Genomic DNA, 26623 nt, shown 5'->3' with positions numbered 1-26623 from the left:
GGAAGTGTGCCTATGACACCCAAGCCCCTTGGCACGTCGATCCGGATCTTCCTGGCCGACGGAGGCGCAGACGGCGTCTGGGTCGTAGAGAAGAGCAACTGGACTGGCAAGGCCTTAATGGCGCCTCGCACCCGGTTTGGTGACCTACGAGCCCGGTCTGACCTCGATGGGCCGGGGGTCTACTTGCTGATCGGCCCGACAGAGTCAGGACTGCTGGCCAATCGGGTGTATATCGGCGAAACGGACGATCTTCCCGGCCGACTCGATAGCCACAACAAGAACAAGGAGTTCTGGAATCGGGCAATCGTCTTCACCAGCAAGGACGCCAACCTCAACAAAGCCCACATTAGATATCTAGAAGCAAGGCTGATCGGTCTGGCGACTGTGGCCAAACGCGCCGAGTTGGACAACGGGAACCTCGGTTCGTCGCCGCCATTGTCCGAGCCTGACACTGCGGAAGCGGAGGCGTTCCTTGCGGAGATGCTCCTGATCTACCCGGTCCTTGGGGTGCAGGTGTTCCAGAAGGCCGAGGAGCAACCCTCCAGTTCCGAGCGCCTCAAGCTGGTTGGGAGGGACACGAAGGCCGAGGGCACGGAGACCGCTGACGGGTTTGTCGTTCACGCAGGTTCGCTTGCACGCCCCATCGAGGTTCCCTCCATCCACGCATATGGGACACAACTCCGAGCTGCGCTTCGGGATAAAGGGCTGCTGGTCGAAGACGGAAAGTACCTACGACTGACCGAGGACTATGTCTTCAGCTCCCCGTCAACCGCGGCGATGGTGATGCTGGGCCGGACGTCCAACGGCCGGGTTGAGTGGAAGGCGGCAGGGGGCAAGACCCTGAAGGATCTCCAGGATGCCCAGTCCGGAGGACAGTCGAATGGCCGGCCAGGGAGCGAACAGTGATCCACGAACGCGAGACCGAGTTTCGTCGACGAAAGTTCGCCCAGATACGCGAGGCGATGGTTGCTGCCGCACCGGTCAGTCAAGCTGACGGCGCCGCTGCGCCGCATCGGCAGGCCCTCGTTGACGCGCTGGACGAGTTTCGTTCCACCCTCGACCTCGAAGCGTTCCGACAGAAGTTGGATGCGAACTCGCGAGGGGCTGGCTTCAGCGAGTTATTCTACGGATTCAACTTCGGCGTAGCGATGTTCCTCAACTCGCTGGTCAAGAAGTCGGGCGAGCCGTCCGACCTGGCTGCGCTGTTGATCGAGACCATCGCGGTGCCAGCAAACGATCAGCAGGCAGACGAGAAGTTGGCCTCGTTGCTACGGCAGGTTGAACTAGTTCGAGAGGGTGGGCACCCTGCCCCAAAGAGCGCTGCCATCTTCTGTTCGTTCTTTTGGTGGTTCCAGGCCCCAGAGACCTGGCCCTTCCTGGGGCCCGCAAGCGAGGAGGCGGTTGAGGCTCTGGGCTGGCTGCCGAAGGACCTTGACCCGGTCGATCGCTATCGTCGATACCGGACGCTGATTCGTTCACTCAGCAGCGACATCGCCGTCGGACGGCCCCTCTCGGAAGTCATGGTGCCAGCCAGTACCGAAACGATCACCTTGGCCAATGTGGATGCAGCTCTCACCTGGTTTAGGGACAACCAGTGGATTGGCCTTGATAGCGCGTTGGGCGACCGGCTCCAATGGGCTCACGAACTCTACGAACAGCGAGTCGATGGGGAGTACCCAGACGACTCGTTTGAGGTGGCCCGCACCAACATTGCGGCGGTGCTCGCTGAGATGAGGACCCTTGGTGATCACAGCGAGACCGCGGTCGGCAATGCGCTGGGTCGCGACCTACGCCGCCACGTGGCTAACGAATATTGGATGAAGAATCCCCCAATCATCCGAGCTAACGCCTGGGTGAAGTGGAAGCCAAAGAACGTCACCGGCTGGAACGAAGTGTGCTCGATGATCGTGTCGGCGACGTCCGATGGGATCGCTATTGGCGTGACCCCGGGCCGCCGCCAGTCTGGCTGGTCCCTTTCGATCCGGGACGAACTGGTGGCGCTGTTGCCAGCTGGCCTACAGGTCGTCGAAAACTACGGCGACCCGTTTGCGGTGTACGCGGTGGAGGGCGCCGGACAGGCCAGAAGAGACTTTCTCGTCGGCACGCTGATTCCGATGGACCAAGCCGTAGGTTCCCCGGACGTTGCCCACGAGATCGAACGGGTCGCAGCCGCGCTGCAACCGGTGTTCGACCGAATCATGGCCTTGGCAGGCAGCGCCGACGAGGCGACTGCCCAATCCGACGCGACCGGCGAGAAGCCGAGTGATCTCGGCATGACGGACGAAGACGCCGAACCCGCGGACGAAGGGGCCGAGTTGGAGGAGCGTCTCGATTCGGTCGTCGAGGAATGCCATCTCGATGGCCGGTCGTTTGTCGATGATCTGGTGGCGTTGCTGCGCGACAAGCGCCAGATCGTGCTCTACGGACCGCCGGGCACCGGCAAGACCTACATCGCCCGCAAGCTGGCCGAGGCGCTGGCGCCGTCAGTTGATCGCCGTCGGTTCGTGCAGTTCCACCCGTCGACCTCATACGAAGACTTCTTCGAGGGTTATCGGCCGTCGACCGACTCCGGTGGCAATCTCAGCTACACGCTGGAGCAGGGGCCGTTCGCCTCGCTGGTTGAACATGCAACAGAAGACGGTGAGCGTCGCCATCTGCTGACCATCGACGAACTCAACCGGGCCAACGTCCCCAAGGTGTTCGGCGAGCTGTTGTTTCTACTGGAGTACCGCAACGAGTCGGTGGTTCCGTTGTATCGGCCGGACGGGTTCTCGGTGCCCGAGAACGTCTGGGTGATCGCCACCATGAACACGGCCGACCGCTCGATCGCCATGCTGGACGCGGCGCTGCGGCGCCGTTTCCACTTCGTGCCAGTGTTCCCCGACACCGAGCCCATCTCGGGCGTCTTGGGGCGCTACTTGAAGCGTGAGGGCGGAGAGGTTGCCTGGGCCAGCCTGCTGGAGATGGTCAACACCGACCTGCGGGACCGCATGGGTAATGGTGACCAGCTGATCGGACCCAGCCACTTCATGCGAAGCGACCTCGACGAGGCTCATATGAAGCGCATCTGGGAGTACAACGTCGAGCCGCTGATCGACGACCTGTTCTATGGCGATAGCGATGCCATCCGCTCGTTCAAGTGGGCTCAGGTGCTCAACCGATTCCAGAAGAGCCCAGCGGGTGGCGCCGAGGCGGCGGCCACGGTGTGAACCTAACCGCCACTTCTGTGCTCGGCCATTCGGTGGTCGAGTTGGCCGAGTACGAGAAGCGCACCGTCGCACTTTCTGGCGCCGACGCTTCCGCCATCCAACAGGCAGCGGGCAACCGGCTGTCGGTTGGGGTCTCAAGCAAGGAGGGCCACTACGAGCTGACGGCCACCCAGCACGTGGGCGCCATCGTGACCGGCAACGTCTCGGTGGCGATCCGGCCGAAGGTGCCACTGCACAACCTGTTCCTGCTGTTGGGAGTGAAGCCGCCAGAGTTCGACGAAACGTTGTTTGGCTTCGACCAGGACGCCGACCTGCTGTCGGTGATGGCGGCCGTGTTCACCACAGCCGTTGACCGGGCGACAGCCAGGGGAGTGCACCGGGGGTACCGTCCCACCGAGGAGCGGCTGGGGTCGCCCCGGGGACGAATCGACCTGGTTCGGCAGGTCCGTCGTCCGGCGCTGGTGAGCCCGATGGCATGCCGGTTCGACGAGTACACCGCCGATCATTTCCCAAACCGAGCGTTGGTGGCGGCCCTCGACCGCCTGGGACGTGTGCCCGGCCTGGACCTGGGCCTGCGCATCGGCCTCAACCGACTCGCGCCCCGCTTTGCGGAGGTCGCCCGGGTCGTTGTTGACCCAGCGGCCGTCGACCGTTGGACGCCCAGCCGAGTTGATGCCCACTACGAGGTGGCCATGCGCCTGGCTGGATTGATCCTGCGCAACCTCACGCTGACCCACCGCACAGCTGCGACCGCGGCGGCTTCGTTCACCGTCGACATGAACGATCTGTTCGAAGCGTTCGTGGCTGATCGCCTCTCTAAGCACTTGCGGCATCTGCTGGTGGTCACCGAGCCCAATGTGCCCCTGGCCACGACCTCGGGGCAGACCATGCGCCCAGACCTCGTGTTCCGCCAGGCTGACCAAAACCTTTACGTGGGGGATACCAAGTACAAGATGTCGACCGGTCCGGCCAGGCTGCGGGACTATTACCAGTTGCTGGCTTACGCAACTGCCATGAACCTCCACGAGGGCGTACTCATCTACGCACAGGATCCAGATGACCCAGCAGCTGGCTCAGGCTCGCACGTCCACTCGATCGCAGTCCGCAATTCTGGCAAGGTCATCCACACCTACCGACTGCCGCTGAGCGGCTCCAACACCAGCGTCGAGTCTGCGCTCAAGAATCTGGCTGATTGGATCGACCTGCGGCCTGACTCGTCCGTCATCGAGTCCGTGTCACGGACTCTCGACAGGGGGTGGGGAGGGTCAACCACCTCCGACGTCAGGGAGGAGAGAATGGTTCAGTGAACGCACCAGGGGTCGGATCGCCCAACCCGTCACTGAAGACTAAAGATGGGTCTCCTTCACCCAAGTTGCCAGAAGGGCTGTCGGCATTCGTCGCCAGGGTGCTAGATCAACTCAGCATCAGCGCGTGGTTGCCTGCGGCGTTAGCGATTGCTGGGATCTTCTTCGCGATTCGGATGAGCATCGCTGACGGCGACGTGAAGGATGCGCTGGAAGCCGTTGGTGGAACAAGCATCGAGCAGCTGCTGGTTCTACTTGGAGCGGTCGTGCTCCTTACAACCGTGACTCAGGCCTTCGAGTTTGGCTCGATCCGGTTCCTGGAGGGGTACTGGGGCACAGCAAGGCTGCCTCAGTGGGTGGCTGATCTTTTCGCTGGACGATGGGAGCGGTGGGAGAAGGAGGCACGCGGACGTCGCGAGGAACTCCAGCTCGAAGCGTTCCGGTCGGCTGAGCGAAGGTATGCAAATGCAATAGACGACATCGACGTGGTCAGGCACGTGCACGCCGACCTCCTGGATGTCGCCAGCGTTCCGAAACTCAGCTCAGACCAGGAGGAGCTCCTTAACGAGCTCGATTGGCGGGATTACGCATCTGCAAGAACGATGCGCCGGCTAGAGGCGCATGAGAAGCGTATGAATCGGTTTCCACGGTCCAGTCGGATCATGCCGACTCGCTTGGGCAACCTCCTTCGGGCTAGTGAGGATCGAGCAAACGAGGAAATACCCGGTTCGGTCCAAGGGATGGTCCACCGCACCTACCACCTGGTACCGGGACACTTGCAGGTCGAGATCGACCAGTTTCGCAATCGTCTGGGGCTCTACGCGTCGCTAGTGGTCACGGAGTTTGTGGTGGCTGTCGCATCCGCGGTTTTGCTGTTCAACACCGGGTTGGCGTCTGCCGCATTCATTTCGGCGAGTCATCTACTCCTCATGGCGCTCTTCTACCGGGCTACCTTCGGTAGCGCCGAAGCCTACGGCGACCTGCTGGAAACCGTCGCAGAGTTGGTTAGCACCACCGTTTGGGATGACGGAGAAGCGGTTTAGGCCTTATGCATCAAACGATCGCACTGTTTGCAGGTGGGAGCAATGGAGTCGCGCTTGGTCCTCTCGCATCCAGGGCACTTCCAATCGCGCATTGCGTCGCGCCCAGTTCCCGGCGGTCTACGATCCACCATGAAGCCAGTTTGACATACATCCTTGGTTGGCGAAAGGCGTGATTTCACCTCCTGCCCCGCTGGGGCGATGTTCGGACTTGGGCTCGGCGGGTTCCCAGCCGTTGGAACCGGTCCAACAAGCCGCGCGTGAAGTCGCTCATGAACGTCTCGACCGTTGCTCGGTCAACGATGCCGCCGAGCGCTTGAACTGCCAGAAGTACGCCGGGGCTTCTCGGGGTGGCAAACAGTCGTCGAAGGTACGTCAGGGCCAGTTCGGTAGTTGCTTGCGACCGTTCGTCCTCCATCAAAGTGGCCGAGCGTTGTCGCCAGGTCGGTGACCGAGTAGGCGTCGAAGAGCCGGTACACGTCGCCGGCGTCTTTGCCCAGGAGCCGCTGAGGGGTCGCGAGGCGCTCACCCAACTTGTGGGCCTTCGCAACCAGGAGCGCAGCCGGCCCTGCCACGTTCACACCGATCTGGCGGTCGTCGGCTGGATCGAGGGCGGCAATCTCGATCTGGCCATAGTCGACCAATGCCCCCTCGACGCCGTCGCTCTTGCGGGCGGCTGACTTGCCGTGGTCGCCGGGAAGACGAGCTCCCCGACGTCCGGCCTTTGGAGCTACCGCCGCTGGGACGATCAGGTCGACTGGAACCGTGATGTCGCCCTCGAAACCAGGACGCACCACCGTCCGCTCCCAGATACCTGGCTCACCCGTGTAGGCGAATCCGGCGCTGGTCATCGCGTCGCCAAGTAGGGGAGTGTCGGCGAGACGGGCTGGGTCGACGACGAGGTCCGCATCGGTCGTGAACGGCTGGTACGTGGGCAGCCGGGAAGCGGTTCGCAAATAGACCGCTTGGGCGCCGATGAGCACGATTGCGTCGAGATGCGGCTGGAGCGCCGTCAGCGCATCCAGCAGGACGCCGCGCGCTTCGAGGTACTCGACGCGCGGCTGAATGTTCATGGCAGGCCTGGCTGCTCAGTCAGCGAGTCGGCCTGCCAAGTCGGAGCGTTCGTCCGAAGCCACTCGACCATGGCCTCGCCCTGGGCGGGTAGACGCCCGGGGCCGGTCAGGCAGTCGACGGCAACCTGTGCCGGGGAGGCGAAGGTCATGCCGTTCCGGGTCCAGGTGCGATCGAACACGAGATCATCGTACGGGCGAGCTGTGACAACGTTCCCCCCATTTCTTGCCGGACGCAGGTTGGTGAGCGATGCCAGCAGTTCGGGGTCCTCGACGAAAACGACCGCAATCTCGGGCGGCGCCACCGAGGTCAGTTCCGCAGCGGCAAACGATCCCGTGATCGCGAAACTTGCCTCCGACTGGGTTGCGACGTCTTTCAAGAACTGCTCGGGTCCGGCGGACGCGATCCAGCCGGTCGTCGCGTTGCTGTTGAGCAGTGAATACGTCGACGTCATCTGGCGGAGCAGTGGTTCCCAATCGACCTTGTCGATTGGACCTCGTCCGACGCGGCCGATGAGCAGCTCGTCACTCAAGGCGCCCACCAGGCGCGAGACGTACCCGGCATCGGCTTTGATGGCCGCAGCGAGTTCGGTCACCCCATAGGGAGGGAGAACCTCGGCCAACGTCCGCTGAAGTGCCCAGGCACGGGGTCCGCGTAGGTTGGGGCCCTGTACGGGTTCCGGGGACGGGTTGCGTTGAGCGCCTTGGGCTCGAATCGCCAAACCCGGTCGGTCGATGGACAGGTACACGTTGCCGCTCAGGTCGACATATCCGATCTGGCGGACGGCCAAGAGCTCTCGGGTGCGGGGGCTCAGCCACGTCGCAGCGACAACGGTTGGCCGGGTGGGGTCGGGAAGACCGACGACGTCTCGGGGGCGCAGCCCATCGCAAGGGATGACGTCGATGGACCGCGTCTCGGAGTCGGGCGAGGTCACCCGGACCGCCCCGTTGCGTGCAGGCTGTTCGGCAGCGACTAGCCACCCTGCCGGGGCGAGCGAGTTGAGCAGAGCCGATGCTTGGGCTTTGAGTTGCTTGTCTGCGTATGAGTCGTTCCCGGAAGTCACCCTTGAACCGCCAATCTGGGCAGCTTGGAATGCCCGTCGGCCATTCTACCTGAGGTGCCTGGATAGGCAAGTTGCTTGACATAGGCAAGTTGGCCTGAGGGGCATGTACGCAGGTTGCTCGGAATCCGACCCGGACGGCCACCCGTTTCACCATCCGTGAAACAGAAGGGTTTTTGGAACACGTTGGAGGTCAGCCAGCAGCGACCCGGGCGACCAAGATGCCGGACGGCAGCGCGTGTGTGAACGTGCCGGTATCAGCGTCGTGTGACGGTGACCGGCAGCTTCGTGTAGCCGTGCACGAATGACGACAGGGTGCGCTCCGGCTCCGCCTGGATCTCGATGCGCTCAAAGCGAGCGAGCACCTCCTCCCACAGGATCCGCAGTTGCAGCTCCGCAAGCCGGCTGCCCATGCAGAAGTGGATTCCGTAGCCGAACGCCAGCTGCCGGTCGGCGTTGGAGCGATCGAGATCGATGCGCTCGGCGTCGACGAAGACGTCCTCATCGCGGTTGGCCGAGATGTACCACATCAGCACCTGGTCGCCTTCGAGGATCTGCTTGTCGCGAATCGTGCAGTCCTTCGTGGCGGTGCGTCGCATGTAGGACAGCGGCGTCTGCCAGCGGATGATCTCCGGAACGAACGTGGAGATCAGCCCGGGGTCGGCGGTCAGCTTGTCGTACTGGTCGGGGTACTTGTTGAGCCCGTAGACGCTGCCGGTCATCGTGTTGCGGGTGGTGTCGTTGCCGCCGACGATCAGCAGCAACAGGTTGCCGAGGTGCGAGATGGTGGGCATGTCCTTGGTGGCCTCGCCGTTGGCCAGCATCGAAACCAGATCGGTGCCGTCACCGCCGCGGCGCTCCTCCCACAGCCCCTCGAAGTAGGTCACGCACTCCATCAGCTCCTCGATCTTCTGCTGCTGGGTCTCGACGACGCCGCCGGAGCCCGGAACGGCGAACACGATGTCGGACCAGCGGGTCAGCTTGCGCCGGTCCTCCAGTGGAAAATCGAAGAGCGTCGCCAGCAGCAGGGTGGTGAGTTCGATCGAGACCGTGTCGACCCAGTCGAGCGTCTCACCCTCCGGGAGCGAATCGAGTACGGCGACGGTGCGTTCGCGGATGAGGGGTTCGAGGTTGCGGAGGTTGCTGGGCGCCGACACCGACCGCACTGTTTTGCGCTGGGCGGTGTGCTCGGGCGGATCCATGGCGATGAACGGGGTGATCTGGACCAGCGGGTTGGGGCGGTCTGGGTCGGGGCGGAGACCAAGGGTCATGCCCTGCGCCGAGGAGAAGGTTTGCCAGTCACCGTCCACCGCCCGAACGTCGTCGTATTTCGTGATTGACCAGTAACGCCCGGCCGTCTCGATCTCGTTGAGGTGCACCGGGTCCTCGGCGCGGAGGCGGGCGAAATGGTCGTGCCAACGGTCCTCCTTGAACAGGTGCGGGTTGGCCGGGTTGATGTCGGTCAGCTTGAGGTCGGCGGCGTCGGGCACCCCGGCCCCCACCTCGGCCATCTCCATCTCCGGAGTTCGGATGCTCGGATCGAAGTCGATCCTCGGCTTGGTGTCGTCGGTCATGGTGTCTCCCCTCGGTCGAACTTCCGGCGGCGCCGTGTCAGGCCTGCCACTCGCTGGATCATGGCACGCGGCGACCCTTGGCGGATACCGTCCTCGAATGACTGGGTTGAGGCAGCAGCGACGGTTGTCTCACCCCGGCGTCGGGATACCAGATTGGTGCATGGTGGTATCATTGCGATGTGGCCATGACACTGCGACTTTCGGACGAACTGCTCGCTGAGCTGCGAATGGTGGCCGAGGAGGACCGGCGGAGCGTTCATCAGGCGGTGATCGTGGCGATCGAGACCTACCTCGCCGACCGAGAGACCGACGAGATCATGGCCGACGCCGAAACCCTGCGGGCGTTGGCCGATGCGCGCGACGCGGTCGCATCGGGTGACGTCGAATACGGCACGGACGCGGTCCACGCTCTGGTTCAGCGGCGACAGGCTTCGTGAGCCTTGTGCCCTACGAGCTGGGCACGTCGCCGCAGGCTCGGCGGGCGTTGAGTGACCGGCTTCCGCACGACGTTGCCCTTGCTGCCGCCGAGTTCATCACAGGGCCGCTTCTCGACAATCCACAGCGGGTCGGTAAACGGCTACGAGACGACATGGCCGGCATCTACAGCGCTCGGCTGGGACGAGATTGGCGGGTTCTGTATGAGATCAACGACGACAGAAGATCGGTCATCGTGCTCGACATCGGCCATCGTGCCGTTGCCTACCGTCGTCGCTGATCCCGCCGAGGTGCAGCCGCCTCATCCCGGTTCGACATGGCCTACTGTCGGCCCGGTGAGCGAGACGATCCTGGTCGGTGAGGCCGACGATGCCCGGTTATCGGACTTTCGTCGGCTCAACGATCAGGCCGCTCGTCGGAAGTTGGAAGGCGACGAGTTCTTTCTGTCGGAGGGGTGGGTGTCGATCGACCGGCTGCTCGACTCGGGCCACGTCTTTCGGTCGGTGCTGTTGTCGCCGTCCCGGGTGAACCGGTTCCGGCCGTTCATGGAGCGTCCCGAGCTGGCGCGCGTGCCGGTGTACGTGGCCGAACGGGACGTGATGGGAGACATCGTCGGGTTCGACCTGCCGCGGGCGGTTCTGGTGTCGGCGTTTCGCAAGCCGTTGTGGTCGGTCGAGCAGCTCGCAGCGACGTCGAAACGTTTGATCGTGCTCGAGGCCTTGAACGATGACGAGAACGTCGGGGCGATCGCACGAGCGGCACGGGCGTTCGACATCGATGGCATGGTGCTCAGCCCAACCTGCACCGACCCGTACCATCGCCGCACCGTGCGGGTTTCCATGGGGGAGATCCTGCACATGCGGGTTGCCCGAGCCTCCGCCGATGGCTGGCCAGGAGCGCTCGACACGTTGCACTCGCACGAGTTCGAGACGTGGGCGATGACGCCTGACCCCAAGGCCGAGGACCTGTGGGGTGCCGATGTGCCGCAGCGCGTTGCGATCATGCTCGGAGCAGAGGGCCCGGGACTGACCCCCGAGGTTCTGAGCGCCGCCACCAAGAGGGTGAGGATCCCCATCAGCGCTGCGGTCGACTCGCTCAACGTCGGCCATGCAGCAGCGATCGCGTTCGCTGCGATTTCCCGGGTCGGGTCGTAGCGCCCTACTGCTGGCTTCGCCGCAGGCGGACGCAGCACAGGTTGGAATCCGGCTCCAGCCGCACGTCGAAGCCGCTGTCGTCGACCTGGGCGACCGCCGCCTTGATGAGGCCGTGGTTCAACCCGCACACCAACTCGGTGTGGGTCGTTGCCAGGACGTGGAACGGGCAGTTGCGCAGCACGACGGTTCCGTCGGGCTGCTCGAGGGGCTCGTAGCCCTGCTCCTGCAACACGTCCAGGGTTGCGGCCCGGGCTGAGGCGGCCGAACGCGCTCGGCCCCGGCGGGCACGCATCGCCTCACCGAGTTGCCGTCCGGCGAATCCTGCGGCACGGTCGACCGCCTCGGAGATGTCGCCACCGCTCGATTGGGCGTCGACGACCGCATCGGCGAGCAGCCGCCCGGCCAACTCGTAGTCGCGAGGCGGCAGGGCGATGTCGAACTCGAGCGCCGAACGGCGGTACACCTTGGCGGGTCGGCCGGCGCCCGGGCCGGTGCGGCCGCTGAGACGCTGGTAGTCGACATCGAGGAGGCCGTCCTCGGCCAACCGGTCGAGGTGGTGGGCGGCGACGCCGCGCTGGATGCCCGCAGCGTCGGCGGCCTCGTCCCGCCCGACCCAGTCACCCGCCAACACGATGTAGTCGTAGAGCGCGCGTCGGCTGGGCTCACCCAAAACGCTGAGGGCAGCGATCTGGTCGATCGTGGGCGGCTGCTTCGCAGTCATGACTGCCAGCGTACCTCTATGTGCAAGATTCGATTGCGATAGAACCAACGACGGCCTACTATCAATAACGCAGGTTGACGATAGAGGTGCAGCGATGACCACAGCGTTCGTCCTTTCGGGAGGCGGAAGCCTCGGAGCGGTTCAGGCGGGCATGCTTGCCGCCATCGAGGAGCAAGGCCTGCGGCCCGACCTGCTGATCGGAACCTCGGCGGGGGCACTCAACGCCGCCTATCTGGGCGCCCACGGTTACTCCGCCGAGTCGATCGCCGACCTGGCGGAGCTGTGGCGGGGCCTGCGCCGCCAGGATGTCTTTCCGCTCGACCCGCTGCGATCGATGCTGGCGTTTGCGGGGAAGCGGGCCTCGCTGTGTTCGATGCGACCGCTTCGGCGGTTGGTCGAGACGCATTTGCCCATCGACGACCTGCGAGATGCGCAGCTGCCCCTGCACATCATCGCCACCGACGCGCTCAGCGGGGAGGAGGTGGCGCTCTCCAGCGGCGATGCCGCCACCGCCGTTTTGGCGAGTGCCGCCATCCCTGCGGTGTTTCGACCGGTCGACCACGAGGGCCGGCTGCTGATCGACGGGGGCGTCTCCAACAACACCGCCGTCGGGCAGGCGGTGGCGCTGGGTGCCGATCGGGTGGTGGTGGTGCCCGCCGGCTTTGCCTGCGACCTGTCCGAACCGCCCTCGACGCCGTTGGACGCAGCGGCACATGCGATCACCCTGCTGCTCGAACAGCGCCTGGTGATCGAGGTTGCCCACTTCGCCGACGAGGTCGAGATCATCGTTGCGCCCCCGCTCTGCCCCCTCAGCGTGAACGCGGTCGACTTCGGTCACGCAGGCGAGCTGATCGACCGCGCCCACGCCAACACTCACGCTTGGCTCGAGGCTGGCAACGACCGTCTGCCCCACCAGGCACGTTTCCTCGCTCTCCATCATCACGGGCATCACCATGGCACCGGTCAGGCCGGGTTGTCGGGGCGGCCGGATATGGTCGGGCGACCCGCCAAGACCGAGGAATGAGGACACGATGGGTGAGTACCGAGACGTCGCCGCCAAGCTGCGCGAGCCATCCAAATCGCTGCGCGCCGCCATGCCCGAGGCGTACAGCGCGTTTGGGGCGCTTCATCAGGCGACGACGGGCGACGGCGCCATCTCTGCGAAGACCAAGGAGTTGATAGCCCTGGCCATCTCGGTGGTGAAGCAGTGCGACGGTTGCATCGCCACCCACGCCAAGGCGGTTGCCGCCCAGGGCGCCACCGCCGAGGAGGTGGCGGACGCACTCGGGGTCGCCCTGCTGATGGACGGCGGGCCGGCGACGGTGTACGGCCCCCGGGCCTGGGCTGCGTTCCACGAGTTTGCCGGCATCGACCTGTAGTCGGGCGCATCGATGAACGACCAGGATCCGACCGATGTCCCCACCGCCGACCCGCGCCCGGCCAAGCTGACCAGAGCCACCTCGCTGGTGCTGGTGAACACCGGACCGGGCAAGGGCAAGACCAGCGCTGCGATCGGGGTGGTGATCCGGGGCGTGGCCCGCGGCTGGCGGGTGGCGGTGGTGCAGTTCCTCAAGTCGGACACGTGGCACAGCGGGGAGGAGAAGGTCTGTCGGCAGCTGGGCGTCGACTGGTTGACCGAGGGGGAGGGGTTCACCTGGGACTCCACCGACCTGACGGTCGACCGGGCACGGGCGGTCAGCGCCTGGGGCCAGGCCAAGGCGCTGATCTCGGCCGGGGACCACTCGCTGGTGGTGCTCGACGAAGTGACCTATCCGGTCAACTGGGAGTGGATCGACGTCGGCGACGTGGTCGAGACGATCCTGACACGCCCCGACCACGTCAACCTGGTGATCACCGGGCGCGACGCCCCGCAGGCGCTGATCGACCTGGCCGACACCGTGACCGAGATGGCCGAGACCAAGCACGCCTATCAGGCGGGCATCTCGGCCAAGAAGGGCATCGACTTCTGAGGCGTCAGCCGAGCTGGTCCAGCCTGGCCGTGCGCTGAACCACGGCGGCTGCGGCCCGGATGATCGGCACGGCGAGCAGTGCGCCCGAGCCCTCGCCGAGCCGCAGCTGAAGGTCGATGATCGGCACGAGCCCCAGGTGGGCCAGAGCGATCGGACCTGCCGGTTCGGCCGGGGCATGCGAAGCGATCAGGTGCTCGCTCAGCGACGGTGCCAGGGCGACGGCGACGAGGGCGGCCGACAAGGTGATCGCACCATCGAGCACGACCGGGACGCGCTTGGCGGCGGCGGAGAGCACGGCCCCGACCAGAGCGGCGTGCTCCAGCCCGCCCAGCTGGCAGAGCAGCACAAACGGGTCGGTCTCGGAACCGACGCGCCGGACCGCCGTTGCCACGGCGTTGCGTTTGCGCTCAAGGGTTGGGTCGTCGGCTCCGGCACCCCGGCCGGTGGCCTCGGCAGCGGAGCGACCGGTGAACGCGGCGGTGAGGGCGGCGGTCGAGGTGGTGTTGGCGATGCCGATGTCGCCCACCGCCAGCAGGTCGGCGCCGCCGGCGATCAGGTTGCGGGCCGCGTCGGCCCCGGCTCCGACGGCGGCCAGCGCCTGGTCGGAGGTCATCGCCGGTCCGGTGGTGAGGTCGGCCGTGCCGGGCGCCACTTGTGCTCGCAGCAGCCGGGGATGAGCGACCGTCGGCTCGATGATCCCGACGTCGAGCACGACCAACTCGGCGCCCGCGCCGGCGGCCAGCACCGCCGAGGCGGCGTCGCCGCGGACGGCAGCGTCGGCGATCGCTGCGGTCACGCTTTGGGGCCACATGGTGACGCCCTGCCGGTGCACCCCGTGGTCGGCAGCGGCGATCAACAGCGTCGGCCGAACGGGTGCGACGGGCGGGCACACGCCGGTGGCGGCGGCGAGCGCAATCGCCAGGTCGGCCAGCCGGCCGAGGGCCCCTGGGGGAGTGGCCAGCGCATCCACCCGGGCGCTGGCGGAGCGGCCGGCATCGGAGTCGGGCGGGGGAACCGACCGTGCCAGCTCGGCGAGATCTGCTGCGGAAAAGCTCAAGTCGGTCCTTTGGCGGGGTTGGGGTGTTCCTCCCGATCGTCGGTGCCGGGCAGGCCGATCCGTGCGGTCCATCCGTCCTGCCCATGGTTGAGAACGACGACGCCACCATGGCCGATGGTGGCGGCAAACACCTGGTCGGGGCCCCAGCCGCAGGTGGCGCTGAGGGCTGCGCGAATCGGCCCGGCGTGGGTGATGATCAGATGGCGGCCGGCCGCTAATGCATCGAGAGCGCCGCTCACCCTCACAGCGACCGCGTCGTACCGCTCAGCTCCGGGCGGGTCGAAGCCGAGGTAGGCCTCAGCGCTGTCGAGCGCTGCGGCGGGAACGTCGGCCCAGCACGCGTCCCAGCGGCGACCCTCCCACTCGCCGAAGTCGCGCTCGGCCCAGGCGGCGTCCTCCGTCCAGGGGCCGCCGTCGATCAGCGCTGCGGTCGCTCGTGCCCGGGTGGCCGGCGAGGTGCGGCGAAGGGCGACTTGGGCCAGTGCACTCAGCTGCGGCGCCGGGGGAGCGGCGTCGTCGGCCAGGCCCGGGTCCAGCCGCTGGCCGTAGCAGCGGCCCTCCACCTCGGACGAGACGGCGAGATGCCGCACGAGCGTCACTGTCGTGGGGCCCATGGGCGGCCTCACCAGCCGTGGCGCCACAGCGCGACGAGCACGGTCATCACCGCCAGCATCGTCGCCTGGGTGACTGCGCCCAGCACGTCGCCGGTCAGCCCGCCGAGCTTGGCTCGGGCCAGCGCACGGGTGGCGACGATGACGACGGCCCCGGCGACGAGCGGCGCCCAGAACCACCACCCTGCGGCGAGCACGGCGGCGGCGACGGCTGCGCTCGAGCACAGCACGGCGGTTGCGGTGCCGCCACGTCCGGCGACCTTGGCGCCCAGCCCCTGATCGGACACCGGCGCCAGCGACGCTGCCAGCGCCACGCCCGCCGCCCGGCCGATGACGTGGCCGGCCAGCATCACCGTCGCAAACGTCGCCAGGGGGAGTTGCGCCAGCAGCATCACCTGGTAGAGCAGCGAGGCGATCAGCGTGACGGCGCCGTAGGTCCCCACCCGGCTGTCGCGCATGATCTCGATCCGGCGCTCCGGGGTCCAGCCGCCCCACAGGCCGTCGGCGGTGTCGGCCAGTCCGTCCTCGTGAAACGCCCCGGTGACGACGACGGCCGCAGCGACCGCGGTCACCGTGGCGGGTGCTGCGCCCACCAGGGGTTGAAGCCCGGCCCGGACGGCGATGCCGACCGCCGCAACGACCGCCCCGACGAGCGGGAAGAAGGCCTGCGAGCCGCGTAGGTCATCGTCGCTCACCGAGGTGAGCCGAACCGGGATGCGGGTGAGGAACTGCATCGCCACCGCAGCGAGGTGCGCCCAGCGCCGGGGGCCGGTGGGGCTCACCGTCGGGCTCGCTGCGGGAGGCATCATCGACACGAGAAGGTGCCACATCCGCCCGTCGGTCCGGCAATCGCTCGCCGCTTGAATGTCCCAGTGCCGTCGTAGTCTGTCGCCGTGCCCAAATCCAGTGCCCCGCCAACCCCGCCACCGCTGCGCCAGGCGATGGCTGCGCCCAAGATGGTGCGGCCGTTCAAAGTGCACGCAGCGTTTGAACCGGCGGGGGATCAGCCAGAAGCCATCGCTGCTCTGGCAAAGGGCATCAACGCGGGGGAGCGCTACCAGACGCTGCTGGGCATCACCGGCTCGGGCAAGTCGGCCACGGTGGCGTGGATGATCGAGCAGGTGCAGCGGCCAACGCTGGTGTTGGCGCCAAACAAGAGCCTCGCCGCCCAGCTCGCCAATGAGTATCGCGAGTTCTTCCCCGACAACCGGGTTGAGTACTTCGTCAGCTACTACGACTATTACCAACCCGAGGCCTATATCGCCTCCAGCGATACCTTCATCGAGAAGGATTCATCGGTCAACGACGACATCGATCGGTTGCGCCACTCGGCCACCTCGGCCCTGCTGACCCGCCGCGATGTGATCGTGGTGGCCTCCGTCAGCTGCATCTACGGGCTGGGTTCGCCCGAGGACTACGCGCGGCAGCTGCTGGCGCTGCGGGTGGGGGAGTCGGTCGACCAGCGCGAGCTGCTGGGTCGCCTGGTGGACATGCAGTACGAGCGCAACGACCTCAACCTGGTGCGGGGCAAGTTTCGGGTGCGGGGCGATGTGATCGAGATCCACCCGGCCTACGAGGAGACGGCGGTGCGTATCGAGCTGTTTGGCGACGAGATCGAGACGATCTCGATCGTCGACCCGCTGACCGGCGAACGCGTGCGCACCCAGGAGGAGCTGGAGATCTTCCCGGCCACTCACTACGCCACACCGGAAGACAAGATGCGGGCGGCGATCGGGCGCATCGAAACCGAACTGGCGTCACAACTGCAACTGTTCGAGCGGGAGCAGAAGTTGTTGGAGGCGCAGCGGCTGCGCATGCGCACCGAGTACGACCTGGAGATGCTCGCCGAAATGGGCTTCTGCAACGGCATCGAGAACTACTCGGCGCCCATGGAGGGACGGGCGGCGGGGATGCCGCCCAACACACTGCTCGACTTCTTTCCCGACGACTTTCTGATGGTCATCGACGAGAGTCACGTCACCATTCCCCAGATCCACGGGCAGTACGCCGGCGACCGGTCTCGCAAGGCGAACCTGATCGAGCACGGGTTTCGGCTGCCATCGGCCGCCGACAACCGGCCCCTCCGGTTCGAGGAGTGGGAGCAACGCGTCAACCAGTGCGTGCTGCTGTCGGCGACGCCGTCGAAGTGGGAGATCGAGCACTCCGACAGCGTGGTCGAGCAGATTGTGCGCCCCACCGGCCTGATCGACCCCGAGGTGGAGGTGCGCCCCACCAAGGGGCAGATCGACGACCTGATGGCCCGCATCGACGAGCGGGTGACCAAGGGCGAGCGTGTGCTGGTCACGACGCTCACCAAGAAGATGGCCGAGGACCTCACCGACTATCTCTTGGAAATGGGGGTGAGGGTGCGTTACCTGCACTCGGAGGTGGACACGCTGCAACGCATCGAGTTGGTCCGCGACCTGCGCCTGGGCGAGTTCGACGTGCTCGTCGGCATCAACCTGCTGCGGGAGGGCCTCGATATCCCCGAGGTGTCGCTGATGGCCATCCTGGATGCCGATAAGGAAGGCTTCCTGCGCTCGGAGACGTCGTTGATCCAAATGATCGGCCGCGCTGCCCGCAACGTCGAGGGCCGGGTGGTGATGTACGCCGACAACATCACCGACTCGATGCAGCGGGCGCTGTCCGAGACCAACCGGCGCCGTGGTTTGCAGCAGGCCCACAACCTGAAGCACGGCATCGACCCCACCTCGGTGCGCAAGGCCGTCACCGACATTCTTGCCGATCTGCGCGGCGCCGGCGGTGGCACACCCATCCCCGGCGGCGGCCGCCGCAGGCAGCGGCCGGGCGAAAAAGCCCGCGCCGAGGCCTATGCCGATCTTCCACCCGAGGACCTTGGCCGCCTGATCCAGGCGCTGCGCATCGAGATGGAGGAGGCCTCCGCAGACCTGCGCTTTGAGGAGGCCGCCCGCCTGCGGGACGAGGTGAAGGAACTCGAGCGGGAGGCCCGCTCGGCCGGACTGTCGAAGTAGTCGGGTGATGGTGATGGTGCCCGAGCGCAGCACGCAACGGCCCCGCTGGTTTTGGGGCAAGTGGCCCGGTGCCGGCGTGGCGGTCAGGCTAGGGAACTGATGAGCGCACCCGAGACGATTCCCCAGACTCCGTCCACGGCTGTCACTCCGCGTCCACGGATGGACCATCTGCCCGCCCTCGACGGACTGCGTGGCATCGCGGTGGCCGCAGTGATCGCCTACCACCTCGACTTTGGCTGGGCGAAGGGCGGCTACCTGGGGGTGTCCCTGTTCTTCACACTGTCGGGCTACCTGATCAGTCGATTGATGGTCGCCGAGGTGGAGGCGACCGGTGGGGTGGATACGCCGGCCTTCTGGCGCCGTCGCATCAAGCGTCTTGCGCCGGCCTCCCTGGTCACCCTGACTGCGATTGCGGTGCTGGAGCACCTCGACCCCACGATCTGGTCCACCAACGGGTTTCGAGGGTCGATGTTGGGGGCGCTGTTCAACGTCGCCAACTGGCAGTCGCTGATCTCGGGCGCCGGGTACTTCGATCTGCTGGGCGTGGCCTCGCCGGTGCGCCACTACTGGTCGCTCGCCATCGAGGAGCAGTTCTATTTGGTGTTCCCGCTGGTGGTGTTGGTGCTGATTGGGCGGCAGCGCAAACGCATCGACCGGCTGATTCCGGTAGCGGCGGCGGGCATTGCAGTTTCAGTGGTGATGACACTGCTGCTGTCAGCGGACCCCGAGCGGGTCTACCTCGGCACCGACACCCGGATGGCCGAGATCCTCTTCGGCGTGCTGTTTGGGGCGCTGCACCAACGGTTTGGAGCGCGGCTTGGGAAGTGGGCTGCGAGCCTGTCGCTGCCTGCGTTGATCACCTTTGTCGTCGCGGTCGTCACCCTGCCGCCGGAGAGCCCGTTGGTGTCCCACGGGATCCTGATCGTCGGCGGTGCGGTGTGGGCCGTGCTGATCGTGGGGGTGGCGCACGTCGGACCGAAGGCCCGCATCGGGCTGGCCGGCACCCTTGCCGCTGAACCGCTGCCCTACCTGGGGCGCATCAGCTACTCGCTCTACCTGGTGCACTGGCCCATCCTGCAGGTGCTCTCTCAGCCACGTCTGGGAACGGGCAGGCTCGCCACCGTGATCATTCAGGTCGGCGTCTCGGTGGGGGTCGCCTCGGCGATCACGTTCTGGATTGAGCAACCGATTCGCAAATGGCGCCCCAAAGTGCCCGCCGTGGTGCCGCTGGCATGGCTGGCCGGTACGGCCGTGGTGGCCGGCCTGGTGATGATCCCGTTGCCGTCGGCCGAGGCCACGGTGGAGGACCTGGGTGCACCAATCGTCACGTTGCCCAGCGGCGAGAAGGTGCAGGACCCGGCGGACGTCAACTTCGGCGCGAAGGTGTTGGGCTTTGGCGACTCGGTGGGGTTCACCACGGCGTTCAACACCGACCTGTGGTTGCAGAACAACACCAACGCCGACTTCACCGGCCATGCCGCTCTTGGCTGTGGCACGGTTACCGAGGTGGCGCTGCAAGTCGCCCCGGGTCAGTCAAGGATGGCGTTCCCGCCCGGCTGCCTCACCGCCGAGGACATGGCGGGGCTCGTCAAGGAGGCCAAGCCCGACGTGGTGATCTACATGTCGGAGGGCATCGATCTGTACGACCACGAGATCGACGGCGAGTGGACCTCGATCCTCGATCCCGGGTTTCGCGACCTGTACACCAAGACGCTGGCCGCCAAGCTGGACGCCGTCGGCTCGGAGGGTGCCACCGTCCTGGTGGGCAACGTGCCACCGACCGCACCGGTTGACGCCAACGGTGTTCGGATCGGGACCGACTTCCCGCAGCGTGTGGAGGTAACCGACGAGATCATCACCGAGCTGGCCAACGAGCGCGTGGGCACCGTGGTGCTGGACTACGCCGGCGCCGTGCAACTGGCCGAGCAACAATTGAATCTGCGCCCGGACGGAGTGCACCCCAACATGGATCTGGGCGTCGGCTGGATCGACGCCTACTTCGGGCCGGTGCTGACCGACGCCCAAAGCCGGGCGCTGGACGAACAGAGCACCGATAACCCGTCCTTGTGAGCGGGGCGGCTCCCCCGCGCCGCGTTACAGAACGTCGACGGCGCGCTGGGCCAGCCAGGCATCGGCCAGACACAGCAGCATGGCGGCCTCGACCAGGGGCACGGCGCGGGGCAGCACGCACGGGTCGTGGCGACCCTTGGCCGCCAGCTTCACCGCCTCGTTGCCCCGATTGACGGTGTCCTGCTCGCTTCCGATGGTGGCAGTGGGCTTGAATGCCACTCGGCAGATGACCGGGGCACCGTTGGAGATGCCACCCTGGATACCGCCCGAGCGGTTGGCGGTGACGTCGGGCCGGCCATGGGCCCCTGGAACGAACGGATCGTTATGGCTGCTGCCGGTCATCGCGGTGCCCCCGAAGCCCGAACCCACCTCGAACCCCTTGGCTGCCGGTAGCGACATGCACGCGGTCGCCAGCGTGGCATCCAACTTGTCGAACACCGGATCTCCCAACCCGGCCGGTACGCGGCGGGCGACGCAGGTGACCACGCCGCCCAGGCTGTCGCCGGCGCGGCGGGCCTGATCGATCGCCGTCTCGATGCGTCGTGCGGCGTCGGGGTCGGGACAGCGGGTTGGACCGGCCTCGACCGAGGCGAGCGTCACCGACTCCGGATCGACAACGGCTTCGATGTCGCCCACGCTGCTGACCCAGCCCAGTACCTCGATATCGGCCGCCTGCGCCAACAGTTGGCGGGCGAGTGCGGCGGCGGCCACCCTGCCGACCGTCTCGCGAGCCGAGGCCCGACCGCCGCCGGAGGCCGCCTGAACCCCGTACTTGGCGTCGTAGGTGTAGTCGGCGTGGCTGGGCCGGTACACGTCGGAAAGGTGTCCGTATGCGCCGGGCCGCTGGTCGGCGTTGCGCACCAGCATGGCGATCGGTGTGCCCAGCGTGACGGGAGGTCGGTCGGCACCGTCCTCGGGCCCGGGCATCGCCACGCCCGACAGGATCTCAACCTCGTCGGCCTCCTGGCGTTGGGTCACCAGGCGGCTCTGCCCCGGCCGGCGCCGGTCGAGGTCGGCCTGGATCGCCGCCAGGTCCAACTCCAGCCGCGGCGGGCACCCGTCGACGATGCAGCCGACACCCACGCCGTGTGACTCGCCGAAGGTGGTGACGCGGAACAACCGGCCGGTGGTGCTGGACATGGCACCAGTATCGCCGAGGACCGGTTAGGAGTACTTGCCCAGCTCGAGGCGGGCCACCATGGCGCGGTGCACCTCGTCGGGACCGTCGGCCAGGCGGAGCGCCCGGGCCATACCCATCAGGTAGCTGAGTTCGGGGTCTGCCACGCCCTCGCCGCCATGGATCTGGATGGCCGCATCGACCACCTGTTGCAGGACGTTGGGGGCCACCACCTTGATGGCCGAAATGCTCACCAGGGCGCCGAAGGTGCCCTGGGTGTCCAGCTCCCAGGCGGCCTTCATGGTCAGCAGCCGAGCCTGGTCGATGGCCATTCGGCAGTTGGCGATGATGTCCCGGTTGCCCCCCAGGTTCATCAGGGGCTTGCCAAAGGCCACGCGGGCAACGGCCCGCTCGCAGAGCCGCTCGAGCGCTCGTTCCGCCGCTCCGATCGCCCTCATGCAGTGATGGATGCGGCCTGGACCCAACCGACCCTGGGCAATCTCGAAACCACGCCCCGGACCGGCGATGATCGCCTCGGCCGGCAGCCGGACGTTGTCGAAGAGGATCTCGGCGTGGCCGTGCGGCTCGCCCAGTTGGCCAAACACCGGCAGCATCCGAAGGATTTTCACCCCTGGGGCGTCCATGGGCACCAGCACCATCGAGTGTCGACGATGTCGGTCGGCCGACCGGTCGGTGACCCCCATGAAGATCAGGAATGCGCACCGGGGGTCGCCGGCGCCGCTCGTCCACCACTTTTGGCCGTTGAGCACCACCTCGTCGCCCTCCACCTCGGCGGTCGCCGCCATGTTGGTGGCGTCGCTGGAGGCGACCGCCGGCTCGGTCATGGAGAAGCCCGAGCGGATCTCGCCGTCCAGCAGCGGCAGCAGCCACTGTTCTTTCTGAAGCTCCGATCCATACTGCACCAGCACCTCCGCGTTGCCGGTGTCGGGTGCGGCGCAGTTGAACACCTCCGGAGCGAGAAAGCTGCGGCCGGTCAACTCGGCGACGGGGGCGTAGTCACGGTTGTTCAGCCCGGCACCGTGGGTCTCGTCTGGGAGGAACAGGTTCCACAGTCCCAACTCCTTTGCCTGCCCCTTGAGTTGTTCGACGATCGGTGGCACGCGCCACCGGGTCCAGTCGGGACTTCCCGTCAGTTGTTCCTGATAGGTGGCCTCGTTGGGGACCACGCGTTCGCGGATGAAGCGCTCCACCTGCTCCATGACGATGTGGGCACGTTCGGAATGGTCGAAGTCCATGTGGGCCATGGTAGGGCTGAGAAGTAGGGGCGGGTGGTGCCATCGCGCCGGATGGAACCCCAACCGGTTGCGAACAGGTGTTCCCCGACTGGGTGGCGGTAGTAGTGTGCAGCCTCGTGGCAGACACCATTCGCATTCGAGGCGCCCGGGAACACAACCTGCACAATGTCGACCTGGAGTTGCCCCGCGACAAGCTGGTGGTCTTCACCGGACTGTCGGGCTCGGGCAAGTCGTCTTTGGCATTCGACACGATCTACGCCGAGGGTCAGCGCCGCTACGTCGAGTCGCTGTCGGCCTACGCCCGCCAGTTCCTCGGCCAGATGGACAAGCCCGACGTCGACTTCATCGAGGGCCTGTCGCCGGCGATCTCGATCGATCAGAAGTCGGCGTCACGCAACCCGCGCTCCACCGTGGGCACGGTCACCGAGGTCTACGACTACCTGCGGCTGCTGTTTGCCCGCGTGGGCGTGCCGCACGACCCTGAGACCGGCGAGGAACTGGTGCGCCAGACGCCCCAGCAGATCGTCGACCGGGTCCTGACCTTGGAGGAGGGAGCCCGATTCCAGGTGCTTGCGCCGGTGGTTCGGGGACGCAAGGGCACCTACGAACAGCTCTTCGCCGATCTGTCCAAGGAGGGCTTCGTCCGGGTGCGGGTGGACGGCGAGGTCAAGGAACTGGCCGACCTGGTGGCGTTGGGCGTTGACAACGGCCTGGCTCGCTACGAGATCCACCACATCGACGTCGTTGTCGACCGTCTGGTGTTGCGCGACGGCATCGAGCGTCGCCTCACCGACTCGATGGAGACCGCGTTGCGGCTTGCCGAGGGCCTGGCCATGGTCGAACTGGTGCCCAAGGACGGCAAACCGGAAACGCTGACGTTCTCCGAGAAGCTGTCGCGTCCCTCCGACGGCAAGAGCTTCGAGGAACTCTCGCCGCGCAACTTCTCGTTCAACTCGCCCTACGGCGCGTGCGAGCACTGTGACGGGTTGGGCACGGTGTTTGAGGTGGATGCCGACCTGGTGGTGCCCGACCCCGAGCTGACGGTGGCCCAGGGAGCGATCTCCCCGTGGGCATCCGGACACGCCAAGTTCTTCCACCGGTTGTTGGAAGCGGTGGGCGAGGAGCGCGACATCGACCTGAACACGCCGTGGGAGGATCTGCCCGCCAAGGCTCGCAAAACGCTGTTGCACGGCACCACCAAGAAGGTGCAGGTGCAGTTCAAGAACCGTTATGGGCGCACTCGCAGCTACCAGGCGAACTTCGAAGGGGCCATCCCGTATTTGCGGCGGCGACACGGCGAGGCGGACAGCGACTGGGCGCGGGAGCAGGCCGAGAGTTACATGCGCCAGGTTGCCTGCCCGCACTGTGACGGTGCCCGGCTGAACCCGCTGGCGCTGGCGGTCACGCTGGACGGCCTGAACGTGCACGACCTGTCGTCGATGTCGATCTCGGACGCAGCCGATCGCCTGTCGGTGATGAAGCTGGACGACCGGCAACTGCTGATCGCCGAACGTGTGCTCAAGGAGATCAACGCGCGCCTTCGCTTCCTGGTGGACGTCGGCCTCGACTACCTCAACCTGCACCGGGGGGCGGCCACGCTGTCCGGGGGCGAGGCCCAGCGCATCCGCCTCGCCAGCCAAATCGGTTCCGGCCTGGTCGGTGTGCTGTACGTGCTGGACGAACCGTCGATCGGCTTGCATCAGCGCGACAACCATCGGTTGATCGAGACGCTGGAACGGCTTCGGGGCCTGGGCAACTCGGTGATCGTGGTCGAGCACGACGAGGACACGATCCGAGCGGCCGACTACGTGGTCGATGTGGGCCCGGGCGCTGGGGAGCACGGCGGCGAAGTGGTGTACGCCGGTGCCGTCAAGGGCCTCCTCAAGTCCAAGAAGAGTCTCACCGGCCAGTACCTGTCCGGCAACATGATGATCGAGGTGCCGGATCGGCGCCGAGCCCCCGGCGACCGTTGGCTGCGCATCGTCGGCGCCCGCGAGCACAACCTGAAGAACCTCACCATCGGCATTCCCCTGAGCTCGTTCGTGTGCATCACCGGGGTGTCCGGCTCAGGTAAATCCAGCCTGATCAACGACATCCTCATGCGTTCGTTGATGCAACACGTCTACGGCTCCAAGGTGGCGCCGGGGCACCACCGAAAGGTGGAGGGCCTGCAACACGTCGACAAGGTGATTGACATCGATCAGTCGCCCATCGGGCGCACCCCCCGGTCCAACCCGGCCACCTATTCGGGGGTGTTCGACCACATCCGTAAGCTTTTCGCCCGAACCCCCGAGGCGAAGGTGCGCGGCTACCTGCCGGGTCGCTTCAGCTTCAACGTCAAGGGTGGCCGCTGCGAGGCCTGTTCGGGCGACGGCACCTTGAAGATCGAGATGCACTTCCTCCCCGACGTCTACGTGCCGTGCGAGGTGTGCGGCGGTGCCCGTTACAACCGCGACACCCTCGAGGTGCGTTACAAGGGCAAGAACATCGCCGAGGTGCTGAACCTGCCCATCGACGAGGCGCTGGAGTTCTTCAAGGCCCAGCCGGTGATCGCCCGCCATCTGGAGACGCTGGTGGACGTCGGCCTGGGTTACGTTCGCCTTGGGCAGCCCGCCACCACACTGTCTGGTGGTGAGGCCCAGCGGGTGAAGCTGGCCTCGGAGTTGGCCAAACGCTCCACCGGCAACACGGTGTACCTGCTGGACGAACCAACCACCGGGTTGCACTTCGAGGACACCCGCCGCCTGCTGATCGTGCTGAAGCGCCTCGTTGAATCCGGAAACTCGGTCGTCGTGATCGAGCACAACCTGGATGTGATCAAGTCGGCCGACTGGCTGATCGACCTGGGTCCCGAGGGTGGTGACGGCGGCGGCACGCTGGTGGCCGAGGGCACTCCCGAACAGGTGGCCAAGGTGCCCGGGAGCTACACCGGCGCATTCCTGGCCCCGATGCTGGGCCTCGAACCCGCTTAACCCTGCTGGTTCAAGAGTCCGGCGCCCCTCATGATGGCGGCGACCGTCTCTGGAGGTATCTGGTGGCTGAGCGTCGGGTCGATTGTGCATTCCTGAATGTTCAGTACGCCGCAGACATCCTGTGTGTTGCCGACCACCCGGCCTCGCGCGTCCTGGCGCCGCGGGTCGGGGCCGGTGGTTGCGTCGGCCGTGACGAACGGGTGCCCGGCGTCGACATCGGCGGTGGCGGTGGCGGGCAACACCCAGTCGTTGCCTCCGGCGATCACCCGGAGTCGTCCGCCGAGCCCGGTCGGTGGGTTCCAGGAGATGCCGGCCAGCTGGGAGCCTCCGTTGATCAGCAGTGCGACCGTTGGAAGCTGGCCGACCGTGCCTGCAGCCAACGCATTCAGCGTGATCAACGAGCCGCAGCTGGACCCGATCAGGCTGTAGTCGGCGTCGGTTTGGGAGACGGCGTTGAGGAGGGTCGCCAGGCTGAGCGCTGAGGTTCGTAACGCCGGCGCCACTCCAGGAACCGAATCGTTCATGGTGCCGGGGATGAACACGCCGCCCGGCGGTTCGTAGAAGTTCCGAAGGGCGTAATACGCAATGACGACCGTGCGGCCCTCGGCGAGCAGGTTCTCGATCGGGGCTCGCATGTCCTCCGGGTTGTTGTTCAGACAGAATCCGGGGGCCACGATGACCACTGGCGGCGCGCTGATCGGATCGGGCGGAACCAGCCGAATGAGACCGATGGCGTTGGTCATGCCGTCGTCGGCGGTGGAGCAGCCAACGAGCTGTGGTTCGACCTGGATCCCAGGAACGTCCTCCGGCCGGACGACGACGTTGCCCTGGTAGTCCGACAGCGCCTCGGCAAGGGTCAGGCCGGGGGCGCAGTTCGCCATCGAGTAGGTGGAGTCGGCGGCCGGAGGCGCGGTGGTGGTTGTTGTGGGGCGTGTGGTTGTGGGGCGTGTGGTGGTGGGGCGTGTGGTGGTGGGGCGTGTGGTGGTGGGGCGTGTGGTGGTGGGGCGTG

23 protein-coding genes are annotated in these 26623 nt (G+C 66.3%); 13 read left to right on the top strand and 10 right to left on the bottom strand.

The window, feature by feature from the left end; genetic code table 11:
- Positions 1–12 precede the first annotated feature (12 nt).
- From MPARV_RS0108285 to MPARV_RS0108270, 4 genes are all read left to right on the top strand, one after another.
- Positions 13–906 (top strand): GIY-YIG nuclease family protein, encoded by an 894-nt coding sequence (locus MPARV_RS0108285; RefSeq protein ID WP_020377907.1) that lies wholly within the window; start codon positions 13–15, stop codon positions 904–906.
- The gene (locus MPARV_RS22490; RefSeq protein ID WP_020377906.1) at positions 903–3209 is read left to right on the top strand and encodes an McrB family protein; all 2307 of its coding nucleotides are present in this window, start codon (positions 903–905) and stop codon (positions 3207–3209) included. The genes MPARV_RS0108285 and MPARV_RS22490 overlap by 4 nt, the downstream gene beginning before the upstream one ends.
- On the top strand, positions 3206–4516 hold the full coding sequence (locus MPARV_RS0108275) for an McrC family protein (protein ID WP_157789520.1): 1311 nt from the start codon (positions 3206–3208) through the stop codon (positions 4514–4516). The genes MPARV_RS22490 and MPARV_RS0108275 overlap by 4 nt, the downstream gene beginning before the upstream one ends.
- 173 nt (positions 4517–4689) lie before the next feature.
- Positions 4690–5556: a hypothetical protein gene (locus MPARV_RS0108270; protein ID WP_157789519.1), complete on the top strand. Its 867-nt coding sequence runs from the start codon at positions 4690–4692 to the stop codon at positions 5554–5556.
- A 293-nt stretch (positions 5557–5849) separates the two neighbouring features.
- Here MPARV_RS0108270 and MPARV_RS21095 read toward each other — a convergent pair whose 3' ends face one another.
- From MPARV_RS21095 to MPARV_RS0108255, 3 genes are all read right to left on the bottom strand, one after another.
- Entirely contained in the window at positions 5850–6626 is a 777-nt protein-coding gene (locus MPARV_RS21095) for a hypothetical protein (RefSeq protein ID WP_020377903.1), read from the bottom strand.
- On the bottom strand, positions 6623–7558 hold the full coding sequence (locus tag MPARV_RS0108260) for a hypothetical protein (RefSeq protein ID WP_031277822.1): 936 nt from the start codon (positions 7556–7558) through the stop codon (positions 6623–6625). Before MPARV_RS0108260 ends, MPARV_RS21095 begins: the two co-directional genes overlap by 4 nt.
- A gap of 383 nt (positions 7559–7941) precedes the next feature.
- A complete protein-coding gene (locus tag MPARV_RS0108255) occupies positions 7942–9258 on the bottom strand; it encodes a cytochrome P450 (RefSeq protein ID WP_020377901.1) in 1317 nt (438 codons plus the stop codon).
- Between the two features lie 185 nt (positions 9259–9443).
- Between MPARV_RS0108255 and MPARV_RS0108250 the strand changes: the two genes are divergently transcribed.
- The 3 genes from MPARV_RS0108250 to MPARV_RS0108240 are packed head-to-tail and all read left to right on the top strand — an operon-like array spanning position 9444 to position 10847.
- A complete protein-coding gene (locus tag MPARV_RS0108250; RefSeq protein ID WP_031277817.1) occupies positions 9444–9695 on the top strand; it encodes a hypothetical protein in 252 nt (83 codons plus the stop codon).
- On the top strand, positions 9692–9973 hold the full coding sequence (locus MPARV_RS0108245) for a type II toxin-antitoxin system RelE family toxin (protein WP_020377899.1): 282 nt from the start codon (positions 9692–9694) through the stop codon (positions 9971–9973). The genes MPARV_RS0108250 and MPARV_RS0108245 overlap by 4 nt, the downstream gene beginning before the upstream one ends.
- Before the next feature lie 55 nt (positions 9974–10028).
- On the top strand, positions 10029–10847 hold the full coding sequence (locus MPARV_RS0108240) for a TrmH family RNA methyltransferase (protein ID WP_020377898.1): 819 nt from the start codon (positions 10029–10031) through the stop codon (positions 10845–10847).
- Between the two features lie 4 nt (positions 10848–10851).
- On the opposite strand, the gene MPARV_RS0108235 is transcribed toward MPARV_RS0108240, so the two are convergent.
- On the bottom strand, positions 10852–11568 hold the full coding sequence (locus MPARV_RS0108235) for a helix-turn-helix transcriptional regulator (RefSeq protein ID WP_020377897.1): 717 nt from the start codon (positions 11566–11568) through the stop codon (positions 10852–10854).
- Between the two features lie 94 nt (positions 11569–11662).
- Here MPARV_RS0108235 and MPARV_RS0108230 point away from each other — a divergent pair, with 94 nt between their 5' ends.
- From MPARV_RS0108230 to cobO, 3 genes are read left to right on the top strand one after another with little or no spacing between them, the layout of a single operon-like run.
- Complete coding sequence (locus tag MPARV_RS0108230) at positions 11663–12592, top strand: patatin-like phospholipase family protein (protein WP_020377896.1); 930 nt, start codon at positions 11663–11665, stop codon at positions 12590–12592.
- Positions 12593–12599: 7 nt separating this feature from the next.
- On the top strand, positions 12600–12947 hold the full coding sequence (locus MPARV_RS0108225; RefSeq protein WP_012228777.1) for a carboxymuconolactone decarboxylase family protein: 348 nt from the start codon (positions 12600–12602) through the stop codon (positions 12945–12947).
- 12 nt (positions 12948–12959) lie between these two features.
- Positions 12960–13538: a cob(I)yrinic acid a,c-diamide adenosyltransferase gene (gene cobO, locus MPARV_RS0108220; RefSeq protein WP_020377895.1), complete on the top strand. Its 579-nt coding sequence runs from the start codon at positions 12960–12962 to the stop codon at positions 13536–13538.
- 4 nt (positions 13539–13542) lie between these two features.
- On the opposite strand, the gene cobT is transcribed toward cobO, so the two are convergent.
- Genes cobT through cobS form a run of 3 tightly spaced genes read right to left on the bottom strand, consistent with a single transcriptional unit; the run spans position 13543 to position 15988 of the window.
- Complete coding sequence (cobT, locus tag MPARV_RS0108215; protein WP_012228775.1) at positions 13543–14595, bottom strand: nicotinate-nucleotide--dimethylbenzimidazole phosphoribosyltransferase; 1053 nt, start codon at positions 14593–14595, stop codon at positions 13543–13545.
- A complete protein-coding gene (locus tag MPARV_RS22485; RefSeq protein WP_085951973.1) occupies positions 14592–15209 on the bottom strand; it encodes a histidine phosphatase family protein in 618 nt (205 codons plus the stop codon). The genes cobT and MPARV_RS22485 overlap by 4 nt, the downstream gene beginning before the upstream one ends.
- A gap of 8 nt (positions 15210–15217) precedes the next feature.
- On the bottom strand, positions 15218–15988 hold the full coding sequence (gene cobS, locus MPARV_RS0108205; RefSeq protein WP_051011947.1) for an adenosylcobinamide-GDP ribazoletransferase: 771 nt from the start codon (positions 15986–15988) through the stop codon (positions 15218–15220).
- Positions 15989–16162: 174 nt separating this feature from the next.
- Here cobS and uvrB point away from each other — a divergent pair, with 174 nt between their 5' ends.
- Both uvrB and MPARV_RS0108195 read left to right on the top strand, forming a co-directional pair.
- The gene (gene uvrB, locus MPARV_RS0108200) at positions 16163–18199 is read left to right on the top strand and encodes an excinuclease ABC subunit UvrB (RefSeq protein ID WP_020377892.1); all 2037 of its coding nucleotides are present in this window, start codon (positions 16163–16165) and stop codon (positions 18197–18199) included.
- 99 nt (positions 18200–18298) lie between these two features.
- On the top strand, positions 18299–20269 hold the full coding sequence (locus MPARV_RS0108195) for an acyltransferase family protein (RefSeq protein WP_081582180.1): 1971 nt from the start codon (positions 18299–18301) through the stop codon (positions 20267–20269).
- Between the two features lie 24 nt (positions 20270–20293).
- Here MPARV_RS0108195 and aroC read toward each other — a convergent pair whose 3' ends face one another.
- Positions 20294–21409, bottom strand: a complete 1116-nt coding sequence (gene aroC, locus MPARV_RS0108190) for a chorismate synthase (protein ID WP_020377890.1) — start codon at positions 21407–21409, stop codon at positions 20294–20296.
- A gap of 24 nt (positions 21410–21433) precedes the next feature.
- A complete protein-coding gene (locus MPARV_RS0108185) occupies positions 21434–22642 on the bottom strand; it encodes an acyl-CoA dehydrogenase family protein (protein WP_020377889.1) in 1209 nt (402 codons plus the stop codon).
- Positions 22643–22758: 116 nt separating this feature from the next.
- Between MPARV_RS0108185 and uvrA the strand changes: the two genes are divergently transcribed.
- Positions 22759–25614 (top strand): excinuclease ABC subunit UvrA, encoded by a 2856-nt coding sequence (uvrA, locus tag MPARV_RS0108180; RefSeq protein ID WP_034396302.1) that lies wholly within the window; start codon positions 22759–22761, stop codon positions 25612–25614.
- On the opposite strand, the gene MPARV_RS21085 is transcribed toward uvrA, so the two are convergent.
- Positions 25611–26623, bottom strand: a 1013-nt coding sequence (locus MPARV_RS21085) for a hypothetical protein (RefSeq protein ID WP_040055529.1), incomplete at its 5' end; no start/stop codon positions are given. The two genes, uvrA and MPARV_RS21085, sit on opposite strands and share 4 nt — an antisense overlap.

It is taken from the genome of Candidatus Microthrix parvicella Bio17-1, from assembly GCF_000299415.1.
GTDB classification, from domain to species: domain Bacteria; phylum Actinomycetota; class Acidimicrobiia; order Acidimicrobiales; family Microtrichaceae; genus Microthrix; species Microthrix parvicella.
The sequence above is the reverse complement of the archived record's forward strand: the minus strand, read 5'-3'. Positions and strand labels throughout refer to the sequence as shown.